This window comes from Bosea sp. BIWAKO-01 (genome assembly GCF_001748145.1).
In the GTDB taxonomy this organism is placed as follows: domain Bacteria; phylum Pseudomonadota; class Alphaproteobacteria; order Rhizobiales; family Beijerinckiaceae; genus Allobosea.
Genome location: NZ_BCQA01000001.1, coordinates 4,310,395 through 4,337,276 on the forward strand (window position 1 = coordinate 4,310,395; position 26,882 = coordinate 4,337,276).

Sequence of the window (26,882 nt, forward strand, 5' to 3'; positions counted from 1 at the left end):
GTTTGGCGCAGGGTCCCCGGCCTGTTCATGGCGGCCTCAGCGACGAAAGGAGAACTTCGCCTCCGCGCCTGGTTGTGATCTAACATGTTAATCAGTTGGGAGTTCGTCGATGGACGGTCAGCGCTTTGTCAGTGCGGTGGAAGCGGTCTATGCGGCCGCGGCCACGCCGTCGCTTTGGCCGGCCGCCCTGCAGACCATTGCCGATTGCTTCGACGATGTCGGCGCCGTGATGATCTACCAGCGGGACGATGGCAGCTACGGGATCATTGTCTCGCCGGGCCTCGCCGAGGGGCAGAAGGAGTATGACCGGGACGAATGGTGGCGGCACGATGTGCGCTTCGCCCGCTCGCGCGAGAGGGGATACCTGACCCGGACCGATGCGATCACCGAACGTCACATCGCAACGTCCGAGGAACTCGAAACCCTGCCGTTCTACAGCCAGTTCCTCAAACGCCAGGGGCTGAAATGGTTCGCAGGCGTCAGTATCTCGCCGGACCCCCATGTCGCCGTTGCGCTCTCGGTCCAGCGCGCCGACAGCAAACCGGCCTTCGCCGAGGAGGAGCTTGCAGCGCTCAGCCAGTTGGGGCGGCATGTCGAGAATGCGCTCAGGCTCGGCATCCGCCTGATCACCGCGGAAGCGACCCAGCAGTCACTGGCCGACGTACTGGCGCGGCTGAGCGTCGGGGTATTCCTGCTCGATGCGACCGGGCATGTGATCTTCGCAAACCCTGTCGCAGAGCAGTTATGCGGTGATGCGCTGCTGATCTCGCAGGGGCGACTGGCGGCGCGCTCCATCCTGCAGCAGGAGGCCTTGTCCGAAGCGATCGCACGCGCGGGCGCGGCGAGTGCCGATACCTTGACGGCGGTGCCGCGGCCGCTGCTGATCCCCGGCCTGGATCGCGACGGGACGCTTGCCGTGCATGTCCTGCCGGTCTGCACAGCCACTGCCACGGGCGTAGAGCGCATGCTCTCAGAGACCAGTGTGATTGCTGTCGTGACCAGCGCGCAGCCAGGCGAGCCCGCCGATCCGGCGCTCGTGCGCGACCTGTTCGGTCTCACATTGGCGGAGGCCCGGATCGCGGCGCTCGTTGGTGCAGGACTTGCCCCTCGAAACGCGTCCCAAGCCCTGGGAATCTCGGAGGAGACGGCGCGGACCACGCTCAAGCGCGTCTTCGCCAAGGTGGGCGTTTCCCGCCAGAGCGAACTCTCCGCCCTGCTGGCCAGACTGGTGCTGCGTTAGCCCTGTTCGGCTGATGAGATCATGCTGGCCGAAGATCACCGGCCCCCAAATGGGAGTTGCCTGGACCGCAACCCGTCGACGCATGATTGGCTGGGAAGAGGGGAGTGGCTATCGTGGTGTTGCGCGGCGTTTCGCTCTACCTTGCCCTGACGGCATTGGTGATCTTCACCCTCAGCCGCCTGCCGATCTCCGGGGGGCCATGACGGCCGAGCCGGCCCTTAGCAGGGTGGTGGTTAACGCTTTCGCTGCGAATGCGAATTCGGGGTTGACGCGAATCTCCACCTGAGTCATAAGCGCGCCACTGTCGACGGTTGTCGGACACGTTTGTCGCTTGCCTCTGCTGCGAGCGAATTTCGCGACCGAAACGCCGTCGTAAATTCCTGCGTCGATTGACGACATGGCAAGACGCATGAATGCGGACGAGTTCCGTGTTCCTCTGCATGGCGAACGCGCCTGAGGCCCCCGAGGGGAGCCGACGGCGCGGCTTCGTTTATGTCATGGCTTTGACCGGTTCGGGGAGCGACCGAAAAGAATTCCAACCGCTCAGTGGAGCGAGAGGCCAGAATGCCGACAATCAGCCAGCTGATCCGCAAGCCGCGCTCGCCCGTCAAGGCGCGCAACACCGCTCCGGCGCTTGAGTCCTGCCCGCAGAAGCGCGGCGTTTGCACCCGCGTCTATACGACCACCCCGAAGAAGCCGAACTCGGCGCTTCGTAAGGTTGCCAAGGTGCGTCTGACCAACGGCTTCGAGGTCATTGGCTACATCCCGGGTGAGGGTCACAACCTTCAGGAGCACTCGGTGGTGATGATCCGCGGCGGTCGCGTCAAGGACTTGCCCGGCGTGCGTTACCACATCCTGCGCGGTGTGCTCGATACGCAGGGTGTCAAGAACCGCAAGCAACGCCGTTCGAAGTACGGCGCCAAGCGTCCTAAGTGATTTTCTGCCCGACCGCCGAGGCTTGATGCTGAGGCGGTTCGCAGCTTTTGAGATTTGACCGGAGACTAGACGATGTCCCGCCGCCATAGCGCCGAAAAACGCGAAGTTATCCCGGACCCGAAGTTCGGTGATATCGTGGTCACGAAGTTCATGAACTCCGTGATGTACGAAGGTAAGAAGTCGACCGCTGAGCGGATCGTCTACGGCGCTTTCGACATCATCGAAGGCAAGACGAAGAGCGACCCGCTCTCTGTTTTCAAGAGCGCTCTCGAGAACGTCGCCCCGGCGATCGAGGTTCGCTCGCGTCGCGTCGGTGGCGCGACCTATCAGGTTCCGGTCGAGGTTCGCACCGAGCGCCGTCAGGCGCTGGCGATCCGCTGGCTGATCTCGGCTGCTCGCGGCCGTAACGACAAGACCATGGTTGAGCGTCTCTCGGCCGAGCTGATGGACGCGGCGAATAACCGCGGCAACGCGGTGAAGAAGCGAGAAGACACGCACCGGATGGCGGAAGCCAACCGCGCCTTCTCGCATTACCGCTGGTAATCCGCGGCACCCGACGAAAGACAGAGCACTCTCATGCCCCGTTCCCATCCCATCGATCGGTACCGCAACTTCGGTATCATGGCGCATATCGACGCCGGCAAGACGACGACGACCGAGCGTATCCTGTTCTATACCGGCAAGTCGCATAAGATCGGCGAAGTCCATGATGGCGCGGCCACCATGGACTGGATGACGCAGGAGCAGGAGCGTGGCATCACGATCACCTCCGCGGCGACGACCTGCCTGTGGCGCGACCATCGCCTGAACATCATCGACACCCCTGGCCACGTCGACTTCACCATTGAAGTCGAGCGTTCGCTGCGCGTGCTCGATGGTGCCGTCTGCGTGCTCGACGGCAACCAGGGCGTCGAGCCCCAGACCGAGACCGTCTGGCGCCAGGCCGACAAGTACGACGTTCCGCGCGTCGTCTTCGTCAACAAGATGGACAAGATCGGCGCCGATTTCTATCGCTGCGTCCAGGACATCATCGACCGCGTCGCCGGCAAGCCGGTCTGCCTGCAGATCCCGATCGGTTCGGAGGCGGAATTCGCCGGTGTCATCGACCTGGTGAAGATGAAGGCGATCGTCTGGAACGGCGAAGCGCTGGGCGCCTCCTTCGAAGAGAAGGAGATCCCTGCCGATCTCGCCGACAAGGCTGCCGAGTATCGTGGCAAGCTGGTCGAAGCCGCCGTCGAGATGGACGATGCGGCGATGGAAGCCTATCTCGAAGGCACCGAGCCGTCTGCCGAGACGCTGCGTACGCTCGTCCGCACCGCGGTGCAGCGTCGCGCCTTCCACCCCGTGCTCTGCGGCTCGTCCTTCAAGAACAAGGGCGTTCAGCCCCTGCTCGACGCGGTCGTCGATTACCTGCCGTCGCCGGTCGATCGTGGCGACATCAAGGGCATCGATTTCAAGACCGAAGAAGAGACCGTTCGTCATCCGCGCGACGAAGATCCCTTCTCCATGCTCGCCTTCAAGATCATGGACGACCCCTTCGTCGGCACGATCACCTTCTGCCGTGTCTACTCGGGCAAGATCGAGACCGGCGCCGGTGTGATCAACTCGACGCGCGACAAGAAGGAGCGTGTCGGTCGCATGCTGCTGATGCACGCGAACAACCGTGAAGACATCAAGGAGGCTTTTGCCGGCGACATCGTCGCCCTGGCCGGCCTCAAGGACGTCCGTACCGGCGACACGCTGTGCGACCCGACCCATGCGGTCATCCTGGAGCGGATGGAGTTCCCCGAGCCGGTCATCACGATCGCGATCGAGCCGAAGTCCAAGGCCGATCAGGAGAAGCTCGGCCTGGCCCTGTCGAAGCTCGCGAACGAGGATCCGTCCTTCCGCGTCTCGACCGACCAGGAGAGCGGCCAGACCATTCTGAAGGGCATGGGCGAGCTGCATCTCGACATCAAGGTCGACATCCTGAAGCGCACCTACAAGGTCGACGCCAATATCGGCGCGCCGCAGGTTGCCTATCGCGAGACGCTGACCAAGAAGGCCGAGATCGACTACACCCACAAGAAGCAGACCGGTGGTACGGGCCAGTTCGCCCGCGTCAAGCTCATCATCGAGCCGAACGAGACCGGCAAGGGCTTTGAGTTCGAGTCGAAGGTCGTCGGCGGCTCGGTGCCGAAGGAATACATTCCCGGCGTCGAAAAGGGCCTCAACTCGGTCATCGGTTCGGGCGTGCTCGCCGGCTTCCCGGTGGTGGACGTCAAGGTGACGTTGATCGACGGCGCCTTCCACGAGGTCGACTCGTCGGCCCTGGCCTTCGAAATCGCCTCGCGGGCTGCGCTTCGCGAAGGTCTGCAAAAGGGCGGCTCCGTCCTGCTCGAGCCGATCATGAAGGTCGAAGTCGTGACGCCGGAAGACTATACCGGTTCGGTCATCGGCGATCTGAACTCGCGTCGCGGTCAGATCCAGGGCCAGGACATGCGCGGCAACGCCGTCGTCGTCAATGCGATGGTGCCGCTGGCGAACATGTTCGGCTATGTCAACCAGCTGCGCTCGTTCAGCCAGGGACGTGCCAACTATACGATGCAGTTCGACCACTACGAGCAAGTTCCTTCGGCGGTCGCCGCCGAGGTTCAGGCCAAGTACGCCTGATCCATCCATTCGACTGAACATTTGAACAAGATCTGACGGAGGCTACGATGGCCAAAGAGAAGTTTGCGCGGACGAAGCCGCACTGCAATATCGGAACGATTGGTCACGTTGACCATGGCAAGACGTCTTTGACGGCTGCGATCACGAAGGTCCTGGCTGAGTCCGGCGGTGCGTCGTTCACGGCGTATGACCAGATCGACAAGGCGCCTGAAGAGAAGGCCCGCGGCATCACGATCTCGACGGCCCACGTCGAGTACGAGACTGCGAACCGTCACTACGCGCATGTCGACTGCCCCGGCCACGCTGACTACGTGAAGAACATGATCACGGGCGCGGCGCAGATGGACGGCGCGATCCTGGTGGTGTCGGCTGCCGACGGCCCGATGCCGCAGACGCGCGAGCACATCCTGCTGGCGCGCCAGGTCGGCGTTCCGGCGCTGGTGGTGTTCATGAACAAGGTCGACCTGGTCGACGACGCGGAGCTGCTCGAGCTGGTCGAGATGGAGATCCGCGAGCTGCTGTCGAAGTACGACTTCCCGGGCGACGACATCCCGATCACCAAGGGCTCGGCCAAGGTCGCGCTGGACAATGGCGACAAGGCGATCGGTCATGACGCGGTCGTGGCGCTGATGAAGACGGTCGACGACTACATCCCGCAGCCGGCGCGTCCGCTGGACCTGCCGTTCCTGATGCCGGTCGAAGACGTGTTCTCGATCTCGGGCCGTGGCACGGTGGTGACCGGTCGCGTCGAGCGCGGCATCGTCAAGGTTGGCGAGGAAATCGAGATCGTCGGCCTGAAGGACACCGTGAAGACGACGGTGACCGGCGTCGAGATGTTCCGCAAGCTGCTGGACCAGGGCCAGGCTGGCGACAACATCGGCGCGCTGCTGCGCGGCACGAAGCGCGAGGACGTCGAGCGCGGCCAGATTCTGTGCAAGCCGGGTTCGGTGAAGCCGCACACCAAGTTCAAGGCCGAGGCCTACATCCTGACGAAGGAAGAGGGCGGCCGCCACACGCCGTTCTTCACGAACTACCGCCCGCAGTTCTACTTCCGCACGACGGACGTGACCGGCGTGGTGCACCTGCCTGAGGGCACCGAGATGGTGATGCCTGGTGATAACATCACCATGGAAGTGCACCTGATCGTGCCGATCGCGATGGAGGAGAAGCTGCGCTTCGCCATCCGCGAAGGCGGCAGGACCGTCGGCGCCGGCGTCGTCGCCAGCATCATCGCGTAACGCGTTTTCGTGAGGGCGAAGGCCCTTCCAAGGGCCTTTGCCTTTTCACGTCACGGAGAGAACAAGACCATGAACGGTCAGAACATCCGGATCCGCCTCAAGGCGTTCGACCATCGCATCCTCGACGCCTCCACGCGCGAGATCGTGTCGACGGCGAAGCGGACAGGCGCCCAGGTTCGCGGGCCCATCCCGCTGCCGACGCTTATCGAGAAGTTCACGGTCAACCGCTCGCCCCACATCGACAAGAAGTCGCGCGAGCAGTTCGAAATGCGGACCCACAAGCGGGTCCTGGACATCGTCGATCCGACCCCCCAGACGGTCGACGCCCTCATGAAGCTCGATCTCGCCGCCGGCGTCGACGTCGAAATCAAGCTCTGATCCATCGTCGGGTCCTCTGTTTCCGGATACCCCGGATGGACATGACCCCAAGAGAAGGTATGCACCGATGCGTTCCGGTGTGATTGCACAGAAAGTCGGGATGACCCGCATCTTCACGGATGCCGGTGAACACATCCCAGTCACCGTGCTGAAGCTCGACACCTGTCAGGTTGTCGCGCATCGCACGATCGAGAAGAACGGCTATGTCGCCGTTCAGCTCGGGTCGGGCTTGGCCAAGGTCAAGAACGTCTCGAAGGCTGAGCGCGGCCATTTTGCCGTCGCCAAGGTCGAGCCCAAGCGCCAGGTCGTGGAGTTCCGCGTCAGCAACGATGCGTTGATCCCCGTCGGCGCCGAGCTGACTGCCGATCATTTCGTCGTCGGCCAGTTCGTCGATGTCAGCGGCACCACCACCGGTAAGGGTTTTGCCGGCGGTATGAAGCGCTGGAACTTCGGCGGTCTGCGGGCCACGCACGGCGTCTCGGTCTCGCATCGTTCGATCGGTTCGACCGGCGGTCGTCAGGATCCCGGCAAGACCTTCAAGAACAAGAAGATGCCAGGCCATCTCGGTGCCGAGCGCGTGACCACGCAGAACCTGCGCGTCGTCCAGACGGACGCCGAGCGCGGCCTGATCCTGGTCGAGGGCGCCGTTCCCGGCGTTGCCGGCGGCTGGATCCACGTCCGCGACGCCGTCAAGCGCGCCCTGCCGAAGGATGCGCCGCTTCCCGGCAAGTTCAAGGTTGCTGGCGAAACCACGCAGGCTCCTGCGGCTGCAGCAGTTGAGGAGAACGCGTGATGAAGCTCGATATCACCACTCTCGAGGGCGGCAATGCCGGCTCGGTCGAGCTCTCTGACTCGATCTTCGGTCTTGAGCCGCGCGCCGATCTTCTCGCCCGCATGGTGCGCTACCAGCTCGCCAAGCGTCGCGCCGGGACCCACAAGTCCAAGGGCCGTTCGGAAGTCGATCGCACCCGCAAGAAGATCTACAAGCAGAAGGGCACCGGTGGCGCTCGTCACGGTGCAGCCTCGGCTCCGCAGTTCCGCGGCGGCGGCAAGGCCTTCGGTCCGATCGTGCGTGATCATGCGCATGACCTGCCGAAGAAGGTCCGTGCCCTGGCTCTGCGCCATGCGCTCTCGGCCAAGGCCAAGGACGCCGGTCTGATCATCATCGACGACGTCACGCTCGCCGAGCCGAAGACCAAGGTCCTGCTCGGTCACTTCGGCAAGCTGGACCTGTCCAGCGCGCTGGTGATCGGCGGCGCCGAGATCGATGTGAACTTCGGTCTGGCCGCGCGTTCGATCCCGAACGTCGACGTCCTGCCGGTTCAGGGCATCAACGTCTACGACATCCTGCGTCGCGATAAGCTTGTGCTGACGCGCTCGGCTGTCGATGCGCTGGAGGCGCGCTTCAAATGAGCCAGTCTGCAAAGAACCTGGATCCGCGCCACTACGATGTCATTCGTGGCCCGGTGATCACCGAAAAGGCGACCATGCTCTCCGAGCACAACAAGGTCGTCTTCAAGGTCGCGAAGACCGCGACCAAGCCGCAGATCAAGGCGGCTATCGAGAAGTTGTTCGATGTCAAGGTGAAGAGCGTCAACACGCTCGTCACCGAAGGCAAGGTCAAGGTCTTCCGGGGCCGGCTCGGGCAGCGTTCGGACGTCAAGAAGGCCGTAGTGACCCTCGAAGAAGGTCACTCGATCGACGTGACCACGGGCCTCTGAGGAAGGATCGTCATCATGGCTTTGAAAAGTTTCAAGCCGATCACGCCGAGCCTTCGCCAGCTCGTGATCGTCGACCGCAGCGAGCTCTACAAGGGCAAGCCGGTCAAGGCTCTCACCGAGGGTAAGTCCTCGAAGGGTGGCCGCAACAATCTCGGCCGCATCACGGTTCGTTTCCGTGGCGGTGGACACAAGCAGAGCTACCGGATCGTCGACTTCAAGCGTCGCGGCAAGCCGGGCGTGGCGGCGACCGTGGAGCGGATCGAGTATGATCCGAACCGCACCGCCTTCATCGCGCTGCTCAAGTACGCTGATGGCGAGCAGGCCTACATCCTGGCGCCGCAGCGCCTGGCGGTTGGCGACAGCGTCATCTCCGGCGACCAGGTCGACATCAAGCCCGGCAATGCTTCGCCGATGGGCGCGATGCCGATTGGCACCATCGTCCACAATGTCGAGCTCAAGATCGGCAAGGGTGGGGCGCTGGCGCGGTCTGCGGGCAACTACGCCCAGATCGTCGGTCGCGACCAGGGCTATGTCATCGTCCGCCTGAACTCGGGCGAACAGCGCCTGATCAGCGGCCTGTGCTATGCTACGGTGGGCGCGGTTTCGAACCCCGACCACATGAACACCAACATGGGCAAGGCTGGTCGCTCGCGCTGGCTCGGCCGTCGTCCGCATAACCGCGGCGTCTCGATGAACCCGGTCGATCACCCGCATGGTGGTGGTGAGGGTCGTACCTCGGGCGGTCGTCACCCGGTCACGCCGTGGGGACTGCCGACCAAGGGCAAGAAGACCCGCTCGAATAAGCGGACCGATACGTTCATCGTGTCGAGCCGTCACGCCCGCAAGAAGAAGAACTGAGGTCCGTCATGGCGCGTTCGATTTGGAAAGGTCCGTTTGTCGACGGATACCTTCTGAAAAAGGCCGAGGTCGCCCGTTCGGCGAGCCGGGCCGAGGTGATCAAGATCTGGAGCCGCCGCTCCACGATCCTTCCGCAGTTCGTCGGTCTGACGTTCGGCGTCTACAACGGTCACAAGCATGTGCCGGTGAACGTGTCCGAGGAAATGGTGGGCCACAAGTTCGGCGAGTTCTCGCCGACGCGCACCTTCCACGGCCACGCTGCCGACAAGAAGGCGAAGAGGAAGTAAGCCATGGGTAAGCCATCCGCCCCCCGTGCGCTGCCGGAAAACGAAGCCATTGCGGTTGCCCGCAACCTTCGCGTCAGCCCGCAGAAGCTGAACCTCCTCGCTCAGCTCATCCGTGGCAAGAAGGTCTCGACCGCGCTCGCCGATCTCGAGTTCTCGCGTAAGCGGATCTCGCTCGACGTTCGCAAGTGTCTGCAGAGCGCCATCGCCAACGCCGAGAACAATCATGATCTCGACGTCGACGATCTCGTCGTTGCGCAGGCTTTCGTCGGCAAGGCCCTGGTCATGAAGCGCTTCCACGCCCGCGCCCGCGGCCGTGGAGCCCGGATCATGAAACCCTTCGCGAACATCACGATCGTGGTGCGCGAAGTCCAGGCGGCCAAGGCCTGAGGAGAGAACGATGGGTCAGAAAATCAATCCGATCGGCCTTCGCCTCGGCATCAACCGCACCTGGGACTCGCGCTGGTTCGCGCAGAAGGGTGAGTACGGTCATCTGCTGCACGAAGACATGAAGATCCGCGCCGCGCTGATGAAGCTGCTGAAGCAGGCGGCGGTCTCCAAGATCATCATCGAGCGCCCGCACAAGAAGTGCCGCGTCACCATCCACTCGGCTCGTCCGGGCGTGGTGATCGGCAAGAAGGGCGCCGATATCGAGAAGCTGCGCAAGGAAGTCTCGAAGCTGACCAAGGCCGATGTGACGATCAACATCGTCGAGGTCCGCAAGCCCGAGATCGACGCCACCCTGGTGGCCGACTCCATCGCTCAGCAGCTCGAGCGTCGCGTCGCGTTCCGTCGCGCCATGAAGCGGGCCGTTCAGTCGGCCATGCGTCTGGGCGCCGAGGGCATCCGCATCAACTGCTCGGGCCGCCTCGGCGGCGCGGAAATCGCGCGCCTGGAATGGTACCGCGAAGGCCGCGTGCCGCTGCACACGCTGCGCGCCGATGTGGATTACGGTGTCGGCACCGCCTTCACCACCTACGGCACGTGCGGCATCAAGGTCTGGATCTTCAAGGGCGAGATCCTCGAACACGACCCGATGGCCCAGGACAAGCGTCTCTCTGACGAAGGTGGTCGCTCCGGCGGTCGCGATCGTCGCGAGCAGGCTGCGTAAGGCTGATCGAGAAGAGCCATGTTGCAACCAAAGCGAACCAAGTTCCGCAAGCAGTTCAAGGGACGCATCTCCGGCGTTGCCAAGGGCGGCACGGACCTCAATTTCGGCCAGTTCGGCCTGAAGGCCCTGATGCCTGAGCGCGTCACGGCCCGTCAGATCGAAGCTGCCCGTCGCGCGATCACTCGTGCCATGAAGCGTGCTGGCCGCGTCTGGATCCGGATCTTCCCGGACGTGCCAGTTTCGAAGAAGCCGACCGAAGTCCGCATGGGCAAGGGCAAGGGCGCGCCTGAATTCTGGGCAGCCAAGGTCAAGCCTGGGCGAATCATGTTCGAGATCGACGGGGTGGAAGAGGAGACGGCGCGCGAGGCGCTTCGTCTCGGCGCCGCCAAGCTGCCGATCAAGACCCGCTTCATCCAGCGCATCGCCGAGTAAGGAGGGCGACATGAAAGCTACGCAACGCCTGTCCGATCTCAAGGTGATGAGTGTCGACCAGCTCCAGGACGAACTCCTGAAGTTGAAGAAGGAGCAGTTTAACCTGCGTTTCCAACGCGCTACCGGCCAGCTCGAGAATACCGCTCGGGTGACTGAGGTGCGCAAGGATATCGCTCGCATCAAGACGCTGCAGCGGTCGAAGACCGTTGCGGCGAGCGCCTGAGGAGTAGGACAATGCCGAAGCGCGTGCTGCAGGGCGTCGTCGTTAGCGACAAGCAGAACAAAACTGTTGTGGTGAAGGTCGAGCGGCGTTATACGCACCCGCTCCTCAAGAAGACTGTTCGCCGGACCAAGAACTATCACGCCCACGATGAGGCGCAGACGTTCAAGGTTGGGGATTCGGTCTGGATTGAGGAATCCAAGCCCATTTCCAAGCTGAAAAGCTGGGTTGTGCTCGACAACGCTCCCAAGGCGTAAGTCACTTTATTGAGGCCAGGGGGCGATCGACCCCCGTCAGTCGTAGTCCGGGTCGGCGCTGACGCCGTGCCCGGAAACCGCGCTGATACAGTTTGGAAGGATCAAGGCCATGATCCAGGTGCAGACGAATCTCGAGGTCGCGGATAACTCCGGCGCCCGTCGTGTGATGTGCATCAAGGTTCTCGGCGGGTCGAAGCGGAAATACGCCGGTGTCGGTGATATTATCGTCGTTTCGATCAAGGAAGCCATTCCCCGCGGCCGCGTGAAGAAGGGCGACGTCATGAAGGCGGTCGTCGTTCGGACCGCTAAGGACGTGAAGCGCGCCGATGGTTCGGTGATCCGGTTCGACCGCAATGCGGCCGTGCTGATCAACAACCAGAAGGAGCCGGTGGGCACCCGTATCTTCGGACCGGTTCCGCGCGAACTTCGCGCCAAGAACCACATGAAGATCATCTCGCTTGCGCCAGAGGTGCTGTAATGGCTGCGAAGATCAAGAAGGGCGACAAGGTCGTCGTGTTGGCCGGCCGTGACAAGGGCAAGGCCGGCGAAGTGCTCCAGGTGCTGCCGAAGGATGCCCGCGCCGTGGTGCGTGGTGTCAACCTCGTGAAGAAGCACACCAAGGCCTCGGCGCAGTCCGAGGGGGGCATCATCAGCAAGGAGGCCACGATCGATCTGTCGAACCTGGCCGTCGCCGATCCGAAGGACGGCAAGCCGACCCGCGTCGGTTTCAAGGTGCTCGATGACGGCCGCAAGGTGCGTTTCGCCAAGCGTTCGGGGGATCTGATCGATGGCTGAGAATCAGCAGGCGGCTCTCACGCCGCGCATGAAGAAGCATTACGAGGACGTCGTTCGTCCGGCGATGATCGCCGAGTTCGGCTACAAGAACGTGATGGAAGTCCCGACGATCGAGAAGGTCGTCATCAACATGGGCGTGGGCGAAGCGACGGCCGACCGCAAGAAGGTCGACAGTGCAGCTGGCGACCTCGCCATGATCGCCGGCCAGAAGCCGGTCATCACCAAGTCCCGCCTCGCCATCGCCGGCTTCAAGCTGCGCGAGAACATGGCGGTTGGCTGTAAGGTCACGCTGCGCAAGACCAAGATGTTCGAGTTCGTCGACCGGCTCGTCACCATCGCCTTGCCGCGCGTGCGCGACTTCCGTGGTCTCAACCCGAAGTCGTTCGACGGGCGCGGCAACTTCGCGCTCGGCATCAAGGAGCACATCGTGTTCCCTGAGATCAACTACGACAAGGTCGACCAGGTCTGGGGCATGGACGTGATCGTCTGCACGACTGCGAAGTCGGACGACGAAGCGCGCGCTCTGCTCAAGCACTTCAACTTCCCGTTCCGGCAGTGAGCCTTACCGCTCATACGCGGAAACCAGGAGAGATCGATGGCTAAGAAAAGCTCCGTCGAGAAGAACGAACACCGCAGGCAGCTCGTGAAGAAGTACGCGGGCAAGCGGGCGCGTCTTCTCGCGATCGCGAATGACGAGAGCCAGTCCATGGACGAGCGCTTCCTTGCTCGCCTCAAGCTGGCTGAACTGCCGCGCAACTCGGCTGCAAATCGGGTGCGCAATCGCTGCGAAGTGACCGGCCGTCCGCGCGCCGTGTATCGCAAGCTGAAGATGTCGCGCGTTGCTCTGCGCGAGCTCGGCAACAAGGGGCTGGTTCCCGGCCTCGTCAAGTCGAGCTGGTGAGGAGGACGCATCATGGCGATCATTGATCCGCTTGGCGATATGCTGACCCGCATCCGCAATGCGCAGATGCGGCGCAAGTCGCGCGTGACCACCCCGGGCTCGAAGCTGCGTGCCCGCGTGCTCGACGTGCTTCAGGCCGAGGGTTACATCCGCGGCTATTCCACGACCGAGTTCGGCAATGGCCGGACCGAGTTCGACATCGAGCTGAAGTACCATGAGGGACAGCCGGTCATCCGCGCCATCTCTCGGGTTTCGAAGCCCGGCCGCCGCGTCTACTCTTCGGTGGACACGATGCCGCGCGTGGCCGACGGCCTCGGCGTGACCATCGTCTCCACGCCGAAGGGCGTGATGCCCGATCATCTTGCCCGCGAGCAGAACGTGGGCGGCGAAGTGCTCTGCAAGGTCTTCTGACCTTCTGCGCCGCTCATCAGGAGAAATCCAATGTCTCGTATCGGTAAAAAGCCTGTTCCGGTTCCCGCTGGCGTCACCGCCAACGTGTCCGGCCAGCTCGTGAGCATCAAGGGCTCGAAGGGGGAACTCTCCTTCTCCGTGCCCGACGATGTCTCGGTTGCGCTCGAGAACGGCGCCATCGCCGTTCAGCCGCGCTCGCAGAGCAAGCGTGCGCGCTCGCTCTGGGGCACGTCCCGGGCTCGCGTCGCCAATCTGGTGACGGGCGTCACCAACGGCTTCGAGAAGAAGCTCGAAATCAACGGCGTCGGCTACAAGGCCGCCGTCACCGGCAAGGTGCTCAAGCTGTCGCTCGGCTACAGCCACGACATCGACTATCCGATCCCGGCTGGGGTCGCGATCGTCACGCCGAAGCCGACTGAAATCGTCATCACCGGCATCGACAAGCAGGTGGTCGGCCAGACCGCCGCTGAGATCCGCGATTATCGCGGTCCCGAGCCCTACAAGGGCAAGGGCGTCAAGTACGCCGGCGAATTCATCTTCCGCAAGGAAGGGAAGAAGAAGTAAGGACGCGAGCCATGAGCAAGCAGACAGAAATTACTGCGCGCCGCCGGGCCCGTGTCCGTCGCGCCATCAAGGCGGTCGCCAATGGCCGCGCTCGCCTGTCGGTGCATCGCACCGGCAAGCAGATCTATGCCCAGGTCATCGACGACGCGAAGGGCATCACCCTCGCGTCGGCCTCGAGCCTGGACAAGGACATCCGCGGCGACATCAAGTCGGGTGCGAATGTCGAGGCTGCGGCCACGATCGGCAAGTTGGTTGCCGAGCGTGCGGTCAAGGCCGGCGTGAAGGACGTGGTCTTCGATCGCGGTCCCTACATGTATCATGGTCGCGTCAAGGCGCTGGCCGATGCGGCTCGCGAGGGCGGGCTGAATTTCTGACATCCCATCCGGGATGCTCGAGCGAGCGGCGCTGCATCAGGCAGCGTCCGCGCAAGTAAGAGGATGACATGGCGAGAGAACCTCGTGACCGTCAGGATCGCGATGAGCGCGATTCCGAATTCGTGGATCGTCTGGTCCACATCAACCGCGTCGCCAAGGTGGTGAAGGGCGGCCGTCGTTTCGGCTTTGCTGCCCTCGTCGTCGTCGGCGACCAGAAGGGCCGCGTCGGCTTCGGCCATGGCAAGGCTCGCGAAGTGCCGGAAGCCATCCGTAAGGCGACTGAAGCCGCCAAGCGCGGCCTGGTCCGCATTCCGCTGCGCGAAGGCCGCACGCTCCATCACGACGTCCAGGGCCGCCACGGCGCCGGTCGCGTCGTGCTGCGTGCAGCTCCGGCCGGTACCGGCATCATCGCCGGTGGTCCGATGCGCGCCGTCTTCGAGGCGGTTGGCATGCAGGATGTCGTGTCGAAGTCGCTCGGTTCGTCGAACCCCTACAACCTCGTGCGTGCCACCTTCTCGGCGCTCAAGAACGAGGACAGCCCGCGTGGCGTCGCCGCGCGCCGCAGCCTGAAGGTTTCGGCCCTGCAGTCGCGTCGTCGCGATGCCGGCACCGACGCCGCGGCCGAAGCGTGAGGGCTGCACCATGGCAAAAGCTGAAAAGACCGTGGTCGTCGAGCAGATCGGTAGCCCGATCCGCCGTGAGGCCTCGCAGCGCCAGACCCTGATCGGTCTCGGCCTGAACAAGATCCGCCGCCAATCGACCCTGCAGGACACCGCTTCCGTCCGTGGCATGATCGAGAAGGTCAAGCACCTCGTCCGCGTCGTCGACGCGAAGTGAGGGGGATTGTCCGATGAAACTCACAGACATTCGTGACAACGAAGGCGCCCACAAGTCGCGCATCCGTGTCGGCCGTGGTATCGGCTCCGGCAAGGGCAAGACTGGTGGACGCGGCGTCAAGGGTCAGAAGGCCCGTGCCGGCGTGGCGGTCAAGGGCTTCGAAGGCGGTCAGATGCCGCTTTATCGTCGCCTGCCGAAGCGCGGCTTCCACAACCTCTTCGCCAAGGAACTGAACGAGGTGAATCTCGGTCGGATCCAGCAGGCGGTCGAGGCCGGCAAGCTCGACGGCAAGGGCGTGGTCACCATCGAAGCGCTGGTTGCGGCTGGCGTGATCTCGAAGGCGGCCCCCGACGGCGTCAAGATTCTTGGCGTCGGCGAGCTGAAGACGAAGCTTGCCTTCGAAGTGGCAGGCGCGTCGAAGTCGGCGGTCGAGGCCATTGAAAAGGCTGGCGGCTCGGTCAAGATCCTGGCGGCTGCTGCTTCACAGGCGTGACAGCGACGCTTACATGAGCGATTGCGAACGGCGGCCAGGCCAGAAGCCTAGGCCGCCGTTCGACTGTTTGACGTTTATTCCGATCAAGGACCGGACGCATGGCATCGGCGGCTGAACAGCTTGCGGCAAACCTGAATTTCGGCGCGCTCGCGAAGGCGGACGAGCTCAAGAAGCGGATCTGGTTCACGCTGGGGGCGCTCATCGTCTACCGGCTCGGTACCTATATCCCGCTGCCGGGCATGAACCCCGACGCCGTTGCCGACCTGTTCAAACAGTCGCAGACCGGCGTGCTCGGGCTGTTCAACATGTTTTCGGGCGGTGCCGTCGGGCGACTGGCGATCTTTGCGCTCGCGATCATGCCCTATATCTCGGCCTCGATCATCATCCAGCTCCTGTCGAGCGTGGTGCCGACTTTCGAGGCGCTGAAGAAAGAAGGCGAGCAGGGCCGCAAGGTCCTCAACCAGTACACCCGCTACCTGACGCTCGTGCTGGCCGTGTTCCAGGCCTACGGCATCGGTGTCGGCCTGCAGGGCTCTGGCAATCTCGTGCTCGAGCCCGGCCCGTTCTTCCTGCTCTCGACGACGATCACGCTGGTCGGCGGTACGATGTTCCTCCTCTGGCTCGGTGAACAGATCACCAGCCGCGGCATCGGCAACGGCACCTCGATGATCATCTTCTCGGGCATCATCGCCGAGTTTCCGTCGCAGCTCGCCCAGACCCTCGAACTTGGCCGTCAGGGCGCGATTTCGACCGGCCTGCTGCTGCTGATCCTGGTCATGGCCATCTGTGTCATCGCCTTCTGCGTGTTTATGGAGCGCGCCCAGCGCCGCCTGCTGATCAACTATCCCAAGCGCCAGGTCGGCAACCGCATGTATGAGGGCCAGACCTCTTTCCTGCCGCTGAAGCTCAACACATCGGGCGTCATCCCGCCGATCTTCGCCTCCTCGCTGCTGCTGCTGCCGACGACGATCGCCAGCTTCTCTCAGGCCTCGGGCGGCACCGGCATGCTGTCGACGGTGGCGACCTATCTGGCGCATGGCCGGCCGCTGTTCATGATCCTCTACGCGGCGTTGATCATCTTCTTCTGCTTCTTCTACACCGCCATCGTGTTCAATCCGGTCGAGACGGCGGACAACCTCAAGAAGCATGGCGGCTTCATGCCGGGCATCCGCCCCGGCGAGCGCACCGCTGAGCATATCGACCGCGTGCTGACCCGGATCACCGTTCTCGGCGCAGGCTATCTGACTATTGTCTGCCTTATCCCCGAGTTCATGATCACGTATGCCCAGATTCCGATCATCCTCCTGGGCGGCACCTCGCTGCTCATCGTGGTGACGACAACCATGGATACCGTGGCGCAGGTTCACGGGCATCTGCTGGCCCACCAGTATGAGGGGCTGGTCAAGAAGGCGAAGTTGCGAGGGGCGAGGCGCTGATGCGATTGATCTTCCTGGGGCCGCCGGGGGCGGGCAAGGGTACTCAGGCAACCCGTATCGTCGAGAAGCACGGCATTCCGCAGCTCTCGACCGGCGACATGCTCCGGGCCGCGGTTGCGGCCGGGACGCCGGTGGGGCTCAAGGCCAAGGCGGTGATGGATGCCGGTGGACTGGTCTCCGACGATATCGTTATCGGGATCGTTGCCGACCGCATCGAGGAGCCTGACGCGAAGCGGGGCTTCATCCTCGACGGCTTTCCGCGCACGCTGGCCCAGGCCGAGGCGCTCGACGCCATGCTGGATCAGAAGGGGCTGAAGCTCGACGCCGTCCTTGAGCTCACGGTTGATCAGGACAAGCTCGTCGACCGGATCATTCGTCGTGCCGAAGAGGCGAAGGCGGCCGGGCAGCCGGTGCGCAAGGATGACGATCCGGTGGTCTTCAAGACCCGGCTTGAAGCCTATAACCGCGATACCGCTGTGGTTGCGCCCTATTATGCGAAGCGTGGCCAGCTCACCGCGATCGACGGCATGAAGCCGATCGATGAGGTGACGGGGGCGATCTGCAGGGCACTCGGCGCTTAGCAATGCGCGGGCACGGGTTCGGTGTCGGGCTCGTGCTTCTGACCTTGCTGTTTTCAGCAATATCAGCCCCGGCGGAGACGGTTCTCGTCGCGCCGGGGATTTCTGTGTCGAGGAGGGCGCATGACGCGTTGCTCGACGAAGCCCGGGACGCGCTTGCGGCAGTTGCACAATCGATTTCAGTCGGGCAGGGCGCAGTCCGCTCGAGCTGGGCCGAGCCGCAACGCCGCCTGCTGGCCGAGTAAGTGCAGCTTCGAGGAAGCTGGCATGATTCTTGAGTTTGGCGGGTTGACTCAAGAGCTTCGACCGACTAACGACCCTCATCCGGTTGCATGTGGCGATGCCGTTACCTTCGTGAGAAGGGGCGACGTCGCGTTCTCGCATGGAGCCGATTCAACGCTCGCAGGGGCCGGCCTCCACCGGACGCGGGTAGGTTTTCACTGCCGGGCAGCCATCGGGCGCCTCGGCTGACAATGGAGAAGAGGCCATGGCTCGTATCGCGGGCGTTAACATTCCGACCGGCAAGCGCGTCGTCATCGGCCTGCAGTATATCCACGGCATCGGCGCTCAGAAGGCCAAGGAAATCTGCCAGAAGGTCGGCATCGCCGACGAGCGTCGCGTCAACCAGCTGACCGACGCCGAGGTGCTCCAGATCCGTGAGACGATCGATCGTGACTATCTGGTCGAGGGCGATCTGCGTCGCGAAGTCTCGATGAACATCAAGCGCCTGATGGATCTCGGCTGCTATCGCGGCCTGCGTCATCGTCGCTCGCTGCCGGTCCGTGGCCAGCGCACGCATACCAATGCGCGCACCCGCAAGGGCAAGGCCAAGCCGATCGCCGGCAAGAAGAAGTGAGTTTCGGCGGGCCGGTCCTCCGGCCCGCTGTCTATGCGTCGCCTGATCCCTTTATGGGGCAGGCGACATCCCCAGCGCCTGGCATGACGGGCGCGCTCGAAGGATGAAAGAAAGAGACTATGGCCAAGGAAGCCCAGCGCGTTCGTCGTCGTGAACGCAAGAACATCGTTTCTGGCGTCGCGCATGTGAACGCCTCGTTCAACAACACCATGATCACCATCACCGACGCCCAGGGCAACACGATCTCGTGGTCGTCCGCCGGCACCATGGGCTTCAAGGGTTCGCGCAAGTCGACCCCCTATGCCGCCCAGGTCGCGGCCGAGGACGCTGCCCGCAAGGCTGCCGAGCACGGCATGCGCACCCTCGAAGTCGAGGTGACGGGCCCGGGTTCCGGTCGTGAGTCGGCTCTGCGCGCGCTCCAGGCCGCCGGCTTCACCGTGACCTCGATCCGCGACGTGACGCCGATCCCGCACAATGGCTGCCGGCCGCGCAAGCGCCGTCGCGTCTGACGCCCGGATTGGATTGCGGCGCTCGCACTGGCGAGCGCCGGTACGGGGCGGCCCGTCGCCGCCGAGAGATGAAGCACCAGGAGTGCGGTCGTGATCAGCAAGAACTGGCAGGATTTGTCCAAGCCGAACAAGCTCGAAATCAAGGTCGGAGACGACCCCAAGCGCCATGCTACCGTGATTGCTCGTCCGCTCGAGCGCGGCTTCGGCATGACGCTCGGCAACGCGCTGCGGCGCGTGCTGCTCTCCTCGCTTCAGGGCGCTGCGGTCACCGCCGTCCAGATCGACGGCGTGCTGCATGAGTTCTCGTCGATTCCCGGCGTTCGCGAGGACGTCACTGACATCGTCCTCAACATCAAGGCGATCGCCGTCAAGATGCAGGGCGAGGGCCCCAAGCGCATGACCCTGCGCAAGTCCGGCCCGGGCACCGTCACCGCCGGTGACATCAACACCGTTGGCGATGTGTCGATCCTGAACCCCGAGCTCGTGCTCTGCACGCTGGACGAGGGTGCCGAGATCCGCATGGAGTTCACGGTCAATACCGGCAAGGGCTATGTCCCGTCCGAGCAGAACCGTCCCGAGGATGCACCGATCGGCCTGATCCCGGTCGACAGCCTCTATTCGCCGGTCAAGAAGGTCTCCTATCGCGTCGAGAACACCCGTGAGGGCCAGAATCTCGACCGCGACATGCTGACCCTGCAGATCGAGACCAACGGCTCGGTCACTCCAGAGGACGCGCTGGCGCTCGCCGCCCGCATCCTGCAGGACCAGCTTGCCGTCTTCATCACCTTCGAGGAGCCGCGCAAGGAAGAGGCCGTCTCGACCGCGCCGCAGCTGCCCTTCAACCCGGCGCTGCTCAAGAAGGTCGACGAGCTCGAGCTTTCGGTGCGTTCGGCGAACTGCCTGAAGAACGACAACATCGTCTATATCGGCGACCTGATCCAGAAGTCGGAAGGCGAGATGCTTCGCACCCCGAACTTCGGCCGCAAGTCGCTGAACGAGATCAAGGAAGTGCTCGCGACCATGGGCCTCCATCTCGGCATGGACGTTACCGGCTGGCCGCCGGAGAACATCGAAGAGCTGGCGAAGCGCTTCGAGGAGCATTACTGATCCCGCCGGCGCGGAGCTTGCCTCCGCGCCTGTTTCCCGCACGGTGCGTGAGCGCCGGAGCATAATGAACGGCCGTACCGTGGCACGGCGGCCGTAATCACAGGAGAGCCAAATGCGTCACGGTTTCCGCGGTCGTCGTTTCAACCGCTCGGCTGAGCACCGCAAGGCGATGTTCGCCAACATGTCTCAGGCCCTGATCAAGCACGAGCAGATCACCACCACGCTGCCGAAGGCCAAGGACCTGCGTCCGGTCGTCGAGAAGCTGGTGACCCTTGCCAAGCGCGGCGACCTGCACGCCCGCCGTCAGGCGATCGCGCAGATCAAGGATGTCGCACTCGTCGGCAAGCTCTTCGCGGTCCTCGGCCCGCGCTACAAGGAGCGCAATGGCGGCTATCTGCGCATCATGAAGGCCGGCTTCCGCTTCGGCGACAACGCCCCGCTCGCCGTGATCGAGTTCGTCGATCGCGATGTCGATGCCAAGGGCAAGGATTCCGGCCCGGTCTTCACGGCTGACGACGAAGCGGCCTGAGCAAGGCTGCTTCCCCGGAGATTTGAAAGGCGGCCGCAAGGCCGCCTTTTCTTTTGCGTGGTCGCTGGGGTGCAGATGACGTTCATCGTCCGGTCAGCCGGCGCGACTGGAGCAGGACGGCCAAGGAAGGACCCGATGCCCAGGGGGCTTCAGCGGCGACCGTCAGGGTGTCGTCTTTCGCGTCAGAAAGCGCCGGATCGACGACTGATGCCGAATATTATTGCTCCAAACGCTGCTTGTTCGGCACAAAGCGCAATGATCAAGCTTCCCCGCGAAAGCCGCCCAGCAAGACGCGGCCCCGGAGGGAGAGACTGATGATTTCAAGATTACTGACCATGCGGTTGCTCGCGCTGACGGCGATGTTGGCACTGGCGGCTCCGGCCCTGGCACAGGACGGCTATCCCAACAAGCCGATCACCATGATCGTGCCATTCGCAGCCGGAGGCTCCTCCGACGTGATAGCGCGGCTCGTCGGCGACGAGATGGGGCGGGTGCTCGGCCAGCGCATCGTCATGGAGAACATGGCGGGGGCGGGGGGCGCGACGGCCCTGACGCGCGCCGCCAAGGCCGATCCCGATGGCTATACCATCGTCATCGGCAATAGCGGCACCAATGCCGCGTCCTACTCGATCTATCCGGATTTGAAATACACTCAGGCCGATTTTGCGCCGATCGGCCTCGTCGCCAAGACATCACCGATGATTGCGCTCAAGCTCGATTTCCCGGCCAAGAACCTGATGGAGTTCGTCGACTACGCCAAGAAGAACCCCGGTAAGGTCAGTCTCGGGCATGCCGGCGTCGGCTCGTCGAATTATCTGATCTGCCGGAACTTCATCAAGGCGGCTGGCGTGGAGGTCGCGCTCGTCAGTTATCGTGGCGCAGGGCCGGCTTTGAACGACTTGATGGGCGGGCAGATCGACGGCGTCTGCGATGCCGCAACCTCGCTCTCGGGCGCGGTGCAGGGAGCCAAGGTCAAAGCGCTGGTGGTCGCGACACCGAGCCGACTCGACAGCCTTCCAGATGTGCCAACCTCCAGGGAGGCCGGGCTGCCGGCATTCGAGGCCCAGGGCTGGAATGCGCTCTTTGGCCCGAAGGGCCTGCCTGAACCGATCGTCACCAAGCTGAATCAGGCTTTGCGGACCGCGCTTTCGAGCCCGAATCTGCAAGCTCGATTCAAGGAGCTTTCGTCTGTGCTGCCATCCGAGAACGAACTCACGCCTGCCCATGTCGGCGCGATGGTTCCGGGCGAGATTGAAAAGTACAAGATCCTGCTTCAGGACAAGTGAGGCCTGACCCAGTAAGACCTGGCCCTATGCTCGCTGGCGGGCAAGCTCGCCAGCGAGATCCAGCAGCACGTCGGCAGGCTGGACCTGGAGATCGGCCTCTGGCGTGACACCGTAGAGACCGAAGATGAAGTGCGTGGTCTCGTCGTGTTCGGCGAGGCCCATCGACCAGTTCTGGAAGCTGCGGGCCGCAATCTGCTCTTCGGCCAGCAGGCGGATCCCGGAATGGCGCGGATCGACCACGATCCGGCCATATGTCTCCGCGACATTATGCGCCTCGCCTTCGAGCACCTGCGCGAAGGCCCCGGGCGTCACCAGGAGAAATCCCGTCACCTCGTTCTGTACGTTCAGCCGCCGCGCGCTGGCGATCATCCTGCCAACCTCCTCACTGCGATTGGCCTCGACGAGGCGACTCCGGCTGGCATAAACAAGACGTATCAGACTCAAGGGACCAGCTCCTTTCGCGGATTTTTGCTCGACTGACCCGTTCGATGATCCGGATGGCGCCAGTGGCGTCGCGGGCGAAGAGATTTCCCGGGAATGGGTCGTATTGGAAGATTTGGAACGCCGCCAGCGGTGTTTTGTTTCAGCGTGGAGACAGGAATGAAGCGCGGGATCATGCCGGTCCGTTTCGGAAGAACTGCCTTGCCGGCCGCCTTGATGCTCTTTGCAAGCCTTGCTCCACTGCCATTGCTTGCGCAGGCGCGGCAGGTTCCGGAAACCCGTCAGCAGGTTCAGCTTTCCTTTGCGCCGATCGTGCAGAAGACGGCCGGATCGGTCGTGAATGTCTATGGCGCCCGTGTCGAGCGTCGGGCTCAGAACCCTTTCATGGACGATCCGTTCTTCCGCCGCTTCTTTGGCGATGACGGGTTCGGCGTCCCGCGCGAACGCGTGCAACGATCGCTTGGCTCAGGCGTGATCGTCGACGCGAGCGGGCTCGTCGTGACCAACAACCACGTCATCGAGGGCATGAGCGAGGTCAAGGTCGCCTTTGCGGACAAGCGCGAGGTGGAAGCCACGATCGTCCTGCGCGATCCACGTACCGATCTTGCCGTGCTGAAGCTGAACGGCGCCAAGGATCTGAGCGCGATCGACCTTGCCGATTCCGACCAGCTCCAGGTCGGCGATATCGTGCTGGCGATCGGCAATCCCTTCGGCGTCGGGCAGACCGTGACGCAGGGCATCGTTTCGGCGCTGGCTCGTACGCAGGTCGGTGTCGCCGATGCGCAGTCCTTCATCCAGACCGATGCGGCGATCAATCCCGGTAATTCCGGCGGCGCACTGGTCGATATGGAAGGCCGGCTGATCGGCATCAACACCGCGATCTTCTCGCGCTCGGGTGGCAGTCACGGTATCGGTTTTGCGATCCCCTCGTCGATGGTTCGCGTGGTCGTGGAAAGCGCCAAGACGGGCGCTGCCTCGGTGCGCCGGCCGTGGTTCGGCGCCAGGCTGCAGGCACTGACCGCCGATGTCGCCGACGGGCTTGGGCTCGACCGCCCGGCCGGTTCCGTCGTTGCCAGCGTCGTCGAGAAAGGGCCTGCCGCCGAAGGCGGGCTCAAGCGGTCGGACGTCATCCTTGCTCTTGACGGGGTTGCCGTCGATGATCCCGAGGCCTTCGGCTATCGTTTCGCGACCCGCCCCATCGGCGGTACGACCTCTCTGACCGTGCTGCGCGGCGGCAAGCGTCTGGTGGTTCCGGTGAAGCTCGTTCCGGCGCCAGAGACGCGGCCGCGTGAATCTGTGACGCTTTCGGGTCGCACGCCGCTTTCAGGGCTGACGGTGCTCAACCTGTCGCCGGCGGTCGCCGAGGAGCTTTCGATCGATGCCGGAACCGAAGGCGTCGTGGTCAGTGCCATCGAGGAGGGGAGCCTTGCAGCTCGCGTCGGTTTCCAGAAGGGCGACATCATCCTTGCCCTGAACGGAGAGCGCATGGAGCGCTCGCGCGATGTCGAGGCGGCTCTGCGCCAGCGCAAGCGCGCCTGGGAGGTGACGATCTCGCGCGCCGGACAGACCGTGACATCGGTCTTTCCGGGGTGAGCGACCTCTTTTCCGCTTCCGGCCTCGACAAGGCGGGGCCGCGCCCGCTTGCCGACCGTTTGCGGCCGACGACGCTGGCCGAGGTCACGGGGCAGGAGCACCTGACGGGCCCGGATGGCGCGCTCACGCGACTGCTGGCCTCGGGCTCGATTGGGAGCCTGATCTTCTGGGGGCCGCCGGGCACCGGGAAGACGACGGTCGCGCGCCTGCTCGCCGGTGCGGTCGATCTCGGGTTCGAGCAGATCAGCGCGATCTTTTCCGGGATCGCCGACCTCAAGAAGGTGTTCGAGGCTGCGCGAGGGCGACGGCTTGGAGGCAAGGGCACGCTACTCTTCGTCGACGAGATCCATCGCTTCAACCGCACTCAGCTCGATGCGTTCCTGCCAGTCATGGAGGACGGCACGATCACGCTGGTCGGTGCCACAACCGAGAATCCATCCTTTGCGCTCAACGCCGCACTTCTGTCGCGGGCGCGGGTGCTCACATTCCAATCTCTCGACGAGAGCGCGCTGCTCTTTCTGCTCGGCCGGGCCGAGGTGCTCGAGAACAAGGAACTGCCGTTGACGCCGGAGGCGCGGCTGGCAGTTGCCCGCTTTGCCGATGGCGACGGGAGGGCGGCACTGACGTTGGCCGAGGAAATCTGGCGCGCCGCCAAACCGGACGAGATCTTCGACGAGGCCGGTCTCGCCGAGGTGATCCAGCGCCGCGCACCGATCTACGACAAGGCGCAGGACGGCCACTACAACCTGATCTCGGCACTGCATAAGACGATCCGCGGCTCTGATCCGGATGCGGCTCTCTATTACTTCGCCCGCATGCTCGATGCCGGCGAGGATCCACGTTTCCTGGCGCGGCGGCTGGTGCGCATGGCGGTGGAGGATATCGGGCTCGCCGACCCGCAGGCGCTCGTCCATGCCCGCGCCGCGGCCGAGACCTATGAACAGCTGGGCTCGCCCGAGGGCGAGCTCGCACTCGCCAACACGGTGATTTATCTGGCGACCGCGCCGAAATCGAACGCGGCCTATATCGCCTACAAGGCGGCGCGGCGCGCGGCCAAGGAGGGCGGCTCGCTGATGCCACCCAAGACCATTCTGAACGCGCCGACGAAGCTGATGAAGGAAGAGGGCTACGGCGCCGACTACGCCTATGACCACGACGCCCCCGATGCCTTCTCCGGCCAGAACTACTGGCCCGATACGCTCGGCCGGCAGCTCTTCTACGATCCGCCCGAGCGCGGCTTCGAGCGCGAGATCCGGAAACGGCTGGAATACTGGGAAAAGCTCAGGGCCGAGCGCGGCAGGTAGAAGATCAGATCATCGGACGGGATATCGTATCGGGTCCGATCATCCGACCTTCTGCGTTCGCATCGGCGCTTCCGAAGACCGCGATCCATTTTGCGGGGCGATGCTTCAGAACGCGCGCTCTATGAAGACCTGAGTCGAGATCAGACGCCCCGCCAGCCCCGCGGCGACCTGCCGCCCGGTCAGCGATATTCGGGCTTGTGCGACCGACGCTTCGACCCCGGCCTTGAGACCCTCGACCGGTGTCCAGACCAGATTTGCGGTGGCGCGGTCGATGCTGATCTTGCCCTTCGCCTGGTCGATCAGTGGAACCGATAGCTGGTAGCGGCTGACGTAGAAATTGGTCGCGATCTCGTCGGTCCATTCCCGACGCAAGACAAGGGCGGTCGAGAAGCCGCGGGTCGGGTCGCTGCCGAGCAGCACCGTCCGAACGATGGCCGCGTCGAGTTGCGAGCCGATATAGGGAGCTGCGTCGACGGCACCTGCAATCTGGGCCGTGATGCTGCCGGGACGCCCCAGGATCTCGGTCTCATAGGTCGCGCCCAGAATTCCGGCGCGTCCCAATCGTGAGTTTCTGCCGGGGATGTCGCGTAGCGCCAACGCGCCATGCAACGTCCACGCGCCTGACTGATAGGCGAGCCGTGCCACGCCATCCGGCACGCGCCCGGCCGCAACTGGCAGCGAAGAGGTCGTGCCAAGCGTCGGATCCTCCATGGCGAGTGTCGCCACCCAGGTTTCCGTCAGCGGCAGTTCGACTGCTAATAACCCGACTGTCCGGCTTGGCGCCCGCGTGCTGAAGACGAATTCGTCGCCTGTCCAGAAGCTGAAGCGCGAGGTGTCCAGGCCGAAGGTCCAGGGCCCGACGAGGACTGTCGCCTCGTCCAGGGTGAGCCCTGCGACATCGTTGACCGGGTTCTGCATGGTGAAGGAGAAGGCGCTGCCGACGCGCAGGCCAGAGGCGAGCTCATGCGATGTCGCGATGCGAAGAGACGCGCTTGTCGGAAAGGACGTCAGGCTCGACGGGGGCAAGGCAGCGGAGCGCGATGCCCGGACACTGTCATTTTGCAGGCCGGCGCTGACGGTGCCCGACACCGAAAGGCAGGTGGCGGAGCCGGGCAGGATCACGCCGGGGATGCTGTCGTCGTCCTCGTCCTCCTCGTCGTCCTCGCTGCCATCCTCCTCCTCCTCCTGCGGCCGGGGATCGGCCGTGCTGGCGAAGAGGGGCTCAAGCTCGGTCGGCGTGATCGTGCAACTGCGTGCGAGGCTCGGGGGCCGGGCGGGTTTCAGGCCCTTGGGCGGCGGGAGTGCGACTGCTTCCCCGGTCAGTGCTGCGAAGGCCGGCAAGCCAAGCAGGAGCCGGGCTGCGATCGTCCAGATGCGACGCAGGCAGGGCATCTCCTTGGCGCGGCCTGTCACGTCGGTCATGGGTGGCGGGCGGCTCCAAGGCATTGGTGTCGGTGGTCATCTGTCGTCACGGGCTCCGGGTGTGTCAATTGCGCCGTGAGAGGCCCGCACTCCCGTGATTGTCGCATGCTGGGACCGGA

38 protein-coding genes are annotated in these 26,882 nt (G+C 63.8%); 36 read left to right on the forward strand and 2 right to left on the reverse strand.

Going from position 1 to position 26,882, the window contains the following annotated elements:
* Positions 1 to 109: 109 nt before the first annotated feature.
* The 34 genes from BIWAKO_RS20120 to BIWAKO_RS20285 all read left to right on the forward strand — a co-directional run bounded on the left by BIWAKO_RS20120 (position 110) and on the right by BIWAKO_RS20285 (position 22,003).
* The gene (locus tag BIWAKO_RS20120) at positions 110 to 1,240 is read left to right on the forward strand and encodes a helix-turn-helix transcriptional regulator (RefSeq protein WP_069880161.1); all 1,131 of its coding nucleotides are present in this window, start codon (positions 110 to 112) and stop codon (positions 1,238 to 1,240) included.
* A gap of 564 nt (positions 1,241 to 1,804) precedes the next feature.
* Positions 1,805 to 2,176: a 30S ribosomal protein S12 gene (gene rpsL / locus BIWAKO_RS20125; protein ID WP_038358286.1), complete on the forward strand. Its 372-nt coding sequence runs from the start codon at positions 1,805 to 1,807 to the stop codon at positions 2,174 to 2,176.
* Between the two features lie 72 nt (positions 2,177 to 2,248).
* Entirely contained in the window at positions 2,249 to 2,719 is a 471-nt protein-coding gene (gene rpsG / locus BIWAKO_RS20130) for a 30S ribosomal protein S7 (RefSeq protein ID WP_043237120.1), read from the forward strand.
* Between the two features lie 33 nt (positions 2,720 to 2,752).
* Entirely contained in the window at positions 2,753 to 4,828 is a 2,076-nt protein-coding gene (gene fusA / locus BIWAKO_RS20135) for an elongation factor G (RefSeq protein ID WP_069880162.1), read from the forward strand.
* Between the two features lie 47 nt (positions 4,829 to 4,875).
* A complete protein-coding gene (gene tuf, locus BIWAKO_RS20140) occupies positions 4,876 to 6,066 on the forward strand; it encodes an elongation factor Tu (RefSeq protein WP_069880163.1) in 1,191 nt (396 codons plus the stop codon).
* Positions 6,067 to 6,135: 69 nt separating this feature from the next.
* Positions 6,136 to 6,444 (forward strand): 30S ribosomal protein S10, encoded by a 309-nt coding sequence (rpsJ, locus tag BIWAKO_RS20145; protein WP_043237115.1) that lies wholly within the window; start codon positions 6,136 to 6,138, stop codon positions 6,442 to 6,444.
* Positions 6,445 to 6,511: 67 nt separating this feature from the next.
* Positions 6,512 to 7,237: a 50S ribosomal protein L3 gene (gene rplC / locus BIWAKO_RS20150; RefSeq protein WP_069880164.1), complete on the forward strand. Its 726-nt coding sequence runs from the start codon at positions 6,512 to 6,514 to the stop codon at positions 7,235 to 7,237.
* On the forward strand, positions 7,237 to 7,857 hold the full coding sequence (gene rplD / locus BIWAKO_RS20155; protein ID WP_069880165.1) for a 50S ribosomal protein L4: 621 nt from the start codon (positions 7,237 to 7,239) through the stop codon (positions 7,855 to 7,857). The genes rplC and rplD overlap by 1 nt, the downstream gene beginning before the upstream one ends.
* Positions 7,854 to 8,165 carry a 50S ribosomal protein L23 gene (locus BIWAKO_RS20160; RefSeq protein ID WP_043237110.1) on the forward strand — a complete coding sequence of 104 codons (312 nt, stop codon included), beginning with the start codon at positions 7,854 to 7,856 and terminating at the stop codon, positions 8,163 to 8,165. Before rplD ends, BIWAKO_RS20160 begins: the two co-directional genes overlap by 4 nt.
* A 15-nt stretch (positions 8,166 to 8,180) precedes the next feature.
* Positions 8,181 to 9,023, forward strand: a complete 843-nt coding sequence (rplB, locus tag BIWAKO_RS20165) for a 50S ribosomal protein L2 (protein ID WP_069880166.1) — start codon at positions 8,181 to 8,183, stop codon at positions 9,021 to 9,023.
* An 8-nt stretch (positions 9,024 to 9,031) separates the two neighbouring features.
* The gene (gene rpsS / locus BIWAKO_RS20170) at positions 9,032 to 9,310 is read left to right on the forward strand and encodes a 30S ribosomal protein S19 (RefSeq protein ID WP_043237107.1); all 279 of its coding nucleotides are present in this window, start codon (positions 9,032 to 9,034) and stop codon (positions 9,308 to 9,310) included.
* Between the two features lie 3 nt (positions 9,311 to 9,313).
* A complete protein-coding gene (gene rplV / locus BIWAKO_RS20175) occupies positions 9,314 to 9,697 on the forward strand; it encodes a 50S ribosomal protein L22 (RefSeq protein ID WP_069880167.1) in 384 nt (127 codons plus the stop codon).
* A gap of 10 nt (positions 9,698 to 9,707) precedes the next feature.
* Complete coding sequence (gene rpsC, locus BIWAKO_RS20180) at positions 9,708 to 10,418, forward strand: 30S ribosomal protein S3 (RefSeq protein WP_069880168.1); 711 nt, start codon at positions 9,708 to 9,710, stop codon at positions 10,416 to 10,418.
* 18 nt (positions 10,419 to 10,436) lie between these two features.
* On the forward strand, positions 10,437 to 10,850 hold the full coding sequence (rplP, locus tag BIWAKO_RS20185; protein WP_043237103.1) for a 50S ribosomal protein L16: 414 nt from the start codon (positions 10,437 to 10,439) through the stop codon (positions 10,848 to 10,850).
* Positions 10,851 to 10,860: 10 nt separating this feature from the next.
* Positions 10,861 to 11,073, forward strand: coding sequence for a 50S ribosomal protein L29 (gene rpmC / locus BIWAKO_RS20190; protein WP_043237102.1), 213 nt, complete (start codon positions 10,861 to 10,863; stop codon positions 11,071 to 11,073).
* 11 nt (positions 11,074 to 11,084) lie between these two features.
* Positions 11,085 to 11,327 carry a 30S ribosomal protein S17 gene (gene rpsQ, locus BIWAKO_RS20195; protein WP_043237101.1) on the forward strand — a complete coding sequence of 81 codons (243 nt, stop codon included), beginning with the start codon at positions 11,085 to 11,087 and terminating at the stop codon, positions 11,325 to 11,327.
* 109 nt (positions 11,328 to 11,436) lie between these two features.
* Complete coding sequence (gene rplN / locus BIWAKO_RS20200) at positions 11,437 to 11,805, forward strand: 50S ribosomal protein L14 (RefSeq protein WP_043237099.1); 369 nt, start codon at positions 11,437 to 11,439, stop codon at positions 11,803 to 11,805.
* Positions 11,805 to 12,122, forward strand: a complete 318-nt coding sequence (gene rplX / locus BIWAKO_RS20205; RefSeq protein WP_043237098.1) for a 50S ribosomal protein L24 — start codon at positions 11,805 to 11,807, stop codon at positions 12,120 to 12,122. Before rplN ends, rplX begins: the two co-directional genes overlap by 1 nt.
* On the forward strand, positions 12,115 to 12,681 hold the full coding sequence (gene rplE / locus BIWAKO_RS20210; protein WP_069880169.1) for a 50S ribosomal protein L5: 567 nt from the start codon (positions 12,115 to 12,117) through the stop codon (positions 12,679 to 12,681). The genes rplX and rplE overlap by 8 nt, the downstream gene beginning before the upstream one ends.
* Positions 12,682 to 12,717: 36 nt before the next feature.
* Complete coding sequence (rpsN, locus tag BIWAKO_RS20215; RefSeq protein ID WP_043237095.1) at positions 12,718 to 13,023, forward strand: 30S ribosomal protein S14; 306 nt, start codon at positions 12,718 to 12,720, stop codon at positions 13,021 to 13,023.
* Positions 13,024 to 13,035: 12 nt separating this feature from the next.
* Positions 13,036 to 13,434, forward strand: coding sequence for a 30S ribosomal protein S8 (gene rpsH, locus BIWAKO_RS20220; RefSeq protein ID WP_043237093.1), 399 nt, complete (start codon positions 13,036 to 13,038; stop codon positions 13,432 to 13,434).
* Positions 13,435 to 13,464: 30 nt separating this feature from the next.
* Positions 13,465 to 13,998 carry a 50S ribosomal protein L6 gene (gene rplF / locus BIWAKO_RS20225; protein ID WP_069880170.1) on the forward strand — a complete coding sequence of 178 codons (534 nt, stop codon included), beginning with the start codon at positions 13,465 to 13,467 and terminating at the stop codon, positions 13,996 to 13,998.
* 11 nt (positions 13,999 to 14,009) lie between these two features.
* Positions 14,010 to 14,372 carry a 50S ribosomal protein L18 gene (gene rplR, locus BIWAKO_RS20230; RefSeq protein ID WP_069880171.1) on the forward strand — a complete coding sequence of 121 codons (363 nt, stop codon included), beginning with the start codon at positions 14,010 to 14,012 and terminating at the stop codon, positions 14,370 to 14,372.
* A gap of 68 nt (positions 14,373 to 14,440) precedes the next feature.
* On the forward strand, positions 14,441 to 15,004 hold the full coding sequence (gene rpsE, locus BIWAKO_RS20235; RefSeq protein WP_043237088.1) for a 30S ribosomal protein S5: 564 nt from the start codon (positions 14,441 to 14,443) through the stop codon (positions 15,002 to 15,004).
* A gap of 10 nt (positions 15,005 to 15,014) precedes the next feature.
* The gene (rpmD, locus tag BIWAKO_RS20240; RefSeq protein WP_069882649.1) at positions 15,015 to 15,209 is read left to right on the forward strand and encodes a 50S ribosomal protein L30; all 195 of its coding nucleotides are present in this window, start codon (positions 15,015 to 15,017) and stop codon (positions 15,207 to 15,209) included.
* A 13-nt stretch (positions 15,210 to 15,222) separates the two neighbouring features.
* Entirely contained in the window at positions 15,223 to 15,702 is a 480-nt protein-coding gene (gene rplO, locus BIWAKO_RS20245; protein WP_069880172.1) for a 50S ribosomal protein L15, read from the forward strand.
* A 98-nt stretch (positions 15,703 to 15,800) separates the two neighbouring features.
* Positions 15,801 to 17,138: a preprotein translocase subunit SecY gene (secY, locus tag BIWAKO_RS20250; protein WP_069880173.1), complete on the forward strand. Its 1,338-nt coding sequence runs from the start codon at positions 15,801 to 15,803 to the stop codon at positions 17,136 to 17,138.
* On the forward strand, positions 17,138 to 17,719 hold the full coding sequence (locus BIWAKO_RS20255) for an adenylate kinase (RefSeq protein WP_069880174.1): 582 nt from the start codon (positions 17,138 to 17,140) through the stop codon (positions 17,717 to 17,719). Before secY ends, BIWAKO_RS20255 begins: the two co-directional genes overlap by 1 nt.
* Before the next feature lie 2 nt (positions 17,720 to 17,721).
* Positions 17,722 to 17,961, forward strand: a complete 240-nt coding sequence (locus BIWAKO_RS20260; protein ID WP_069880175.1) for a hypothetical protein — start codon at positions 17,722 to 17,724, stop codon at positions 17,959 to 17,961.
* Positions 17,962 to 18,203: 242 nt separating this feature from the next.
* A complete protein-coding gene (gene rpsM / locus BIWAKO_RS20265; protein ID WP_043237082.1) occupies positions 18,204 to 18,572 on the forward strand; it encodes a 30S ribosomal protein S13 in 369 nt (122 codons plus the stop codon).
* Positions 18,573 to 18,691: 119 nt separating this feature from the next.
* Positions 18,692 to 19,081: a 30S ribosomal protein S11 gene (gene rpsK / locus BIWAKO_RS20270; RefSeq protein ID WP_043237079.1), complete on the forward strand. Its 390-nt coding sequence runs from the start codon at positions 18,692 to 18,694 to the stop codon at positions 19,079 to 19,081.
* A gap of 90 nt (positions 19,082 to 19,171) precedes the next feature.
* Positions 19,172 to 20,188: a DNA-directed RNA polymerase subunit alpha gene (locus BIWAKO_RS20275; protein WP_043237077.1), complete on the forward strand. Its 1,017-nt coding sequence runs from the start codon at positions 19,172 to 19,174 to the stop codon at positions 20,186 to 20,188.
* 112 nt (positions 20,189 to 20,300) lie between these two features.
* Positions 20,301 to 20,717, forward strand: a complete 417-nt coding sequence (gene rplQ / locus BIWAKO_RS20280) for a 50S ribosomal protein L17 (RefSeq protein WP_069880176.1) — start codon at positions 20,301 to 20,303, stop codon at positions 20,715 to 20,717.
* 314 nt (positions 20,718 to 21,031) lie between these two features.
* Positions 21,032 to 22,003: a tripartite tricarboxylate transporter substrate-binding protein gene (locus tag BIWAKO_RS20285; RefSeq protein WP_069882650.1), complete on the forward strand. Its 972-nt coding sequence runs from the start codon at positions 21,032 to 21,034 to the stop codon at positions 22,001 to 22,003.
* Between the two features lie 24 nt (positions 22,004 to 22,027).
* On the opposite strand, the gene BIWAKO_RS36035 is transcribed toward BIWAKO_RS20285, so the two are convergent.
* Positions 22,028 to 22,447 carry a BLUF domain-containing protein gene (locus BIWAKO_RS36035; protein WP_074471587.1) on the reverse strand — a complete coding sequence of 140 codons (420 nt, stop codon included), beginning with the start codon at positions 22,445 to 22,447 and terminating at the stop codon, positions 22,028 to 22,030.
* Between the two features lie 156 nt (positions 22,448 to 22,603).
* Between BIWAKO_RS36035 and BIWAKO_RS20295 the strand changes: the two genes are divergently transcribed.
* Both BIWAKO_RS20295 and BIWAKO_RS20300 read left to right on the forward strand, forming a co-directional pair.
* Entirely contained in the window at positions 22,604 to 24,037 is a 1,434-nt protein-coding gene (locus BIWAKO_RS20295; RefSeq protein WP_371332015.1) for a DegQ family serine endoprotease, read from the forward strand.
* Positions 24,034 to 25,341 carry a replication-associated recombination protein A gene (locus BIWAKO_RS20300; RefSeq protein ID WP_069880178.1) on the forward strand — a complete coding sequence of 436 codons (1,308 nt, stop codon included), beginning with the start codon at positions 24,034 to 24,036 and terminating at the stop codon, positions 25,339 to 25,341. Before BIWAKO_RS20295 ends, BIWAKO_RS20300 begins: the two co-directional genes overlap by 4 nt.
* Before the next feature lie 105 nt (positions 25,342 to 25,446).
* Here the strand turns inward: BIWAKO_RS20300 and BIWAKO_RS20305 are convergent, their stop codons facing one another.
* A complete protein-coding gene (locus tag BIWAKO_RS20305; RefSeq protein ID WP_069880179.1) occupies positions 25,447 to 26,763 on the reverse strand; it encodes a hypothetical protein in 1,317 nt (438 codons plus the stop codon).
* Between the last annotated feature and the right edge of the window lie 119 nt (positions 26,764 to 26,882).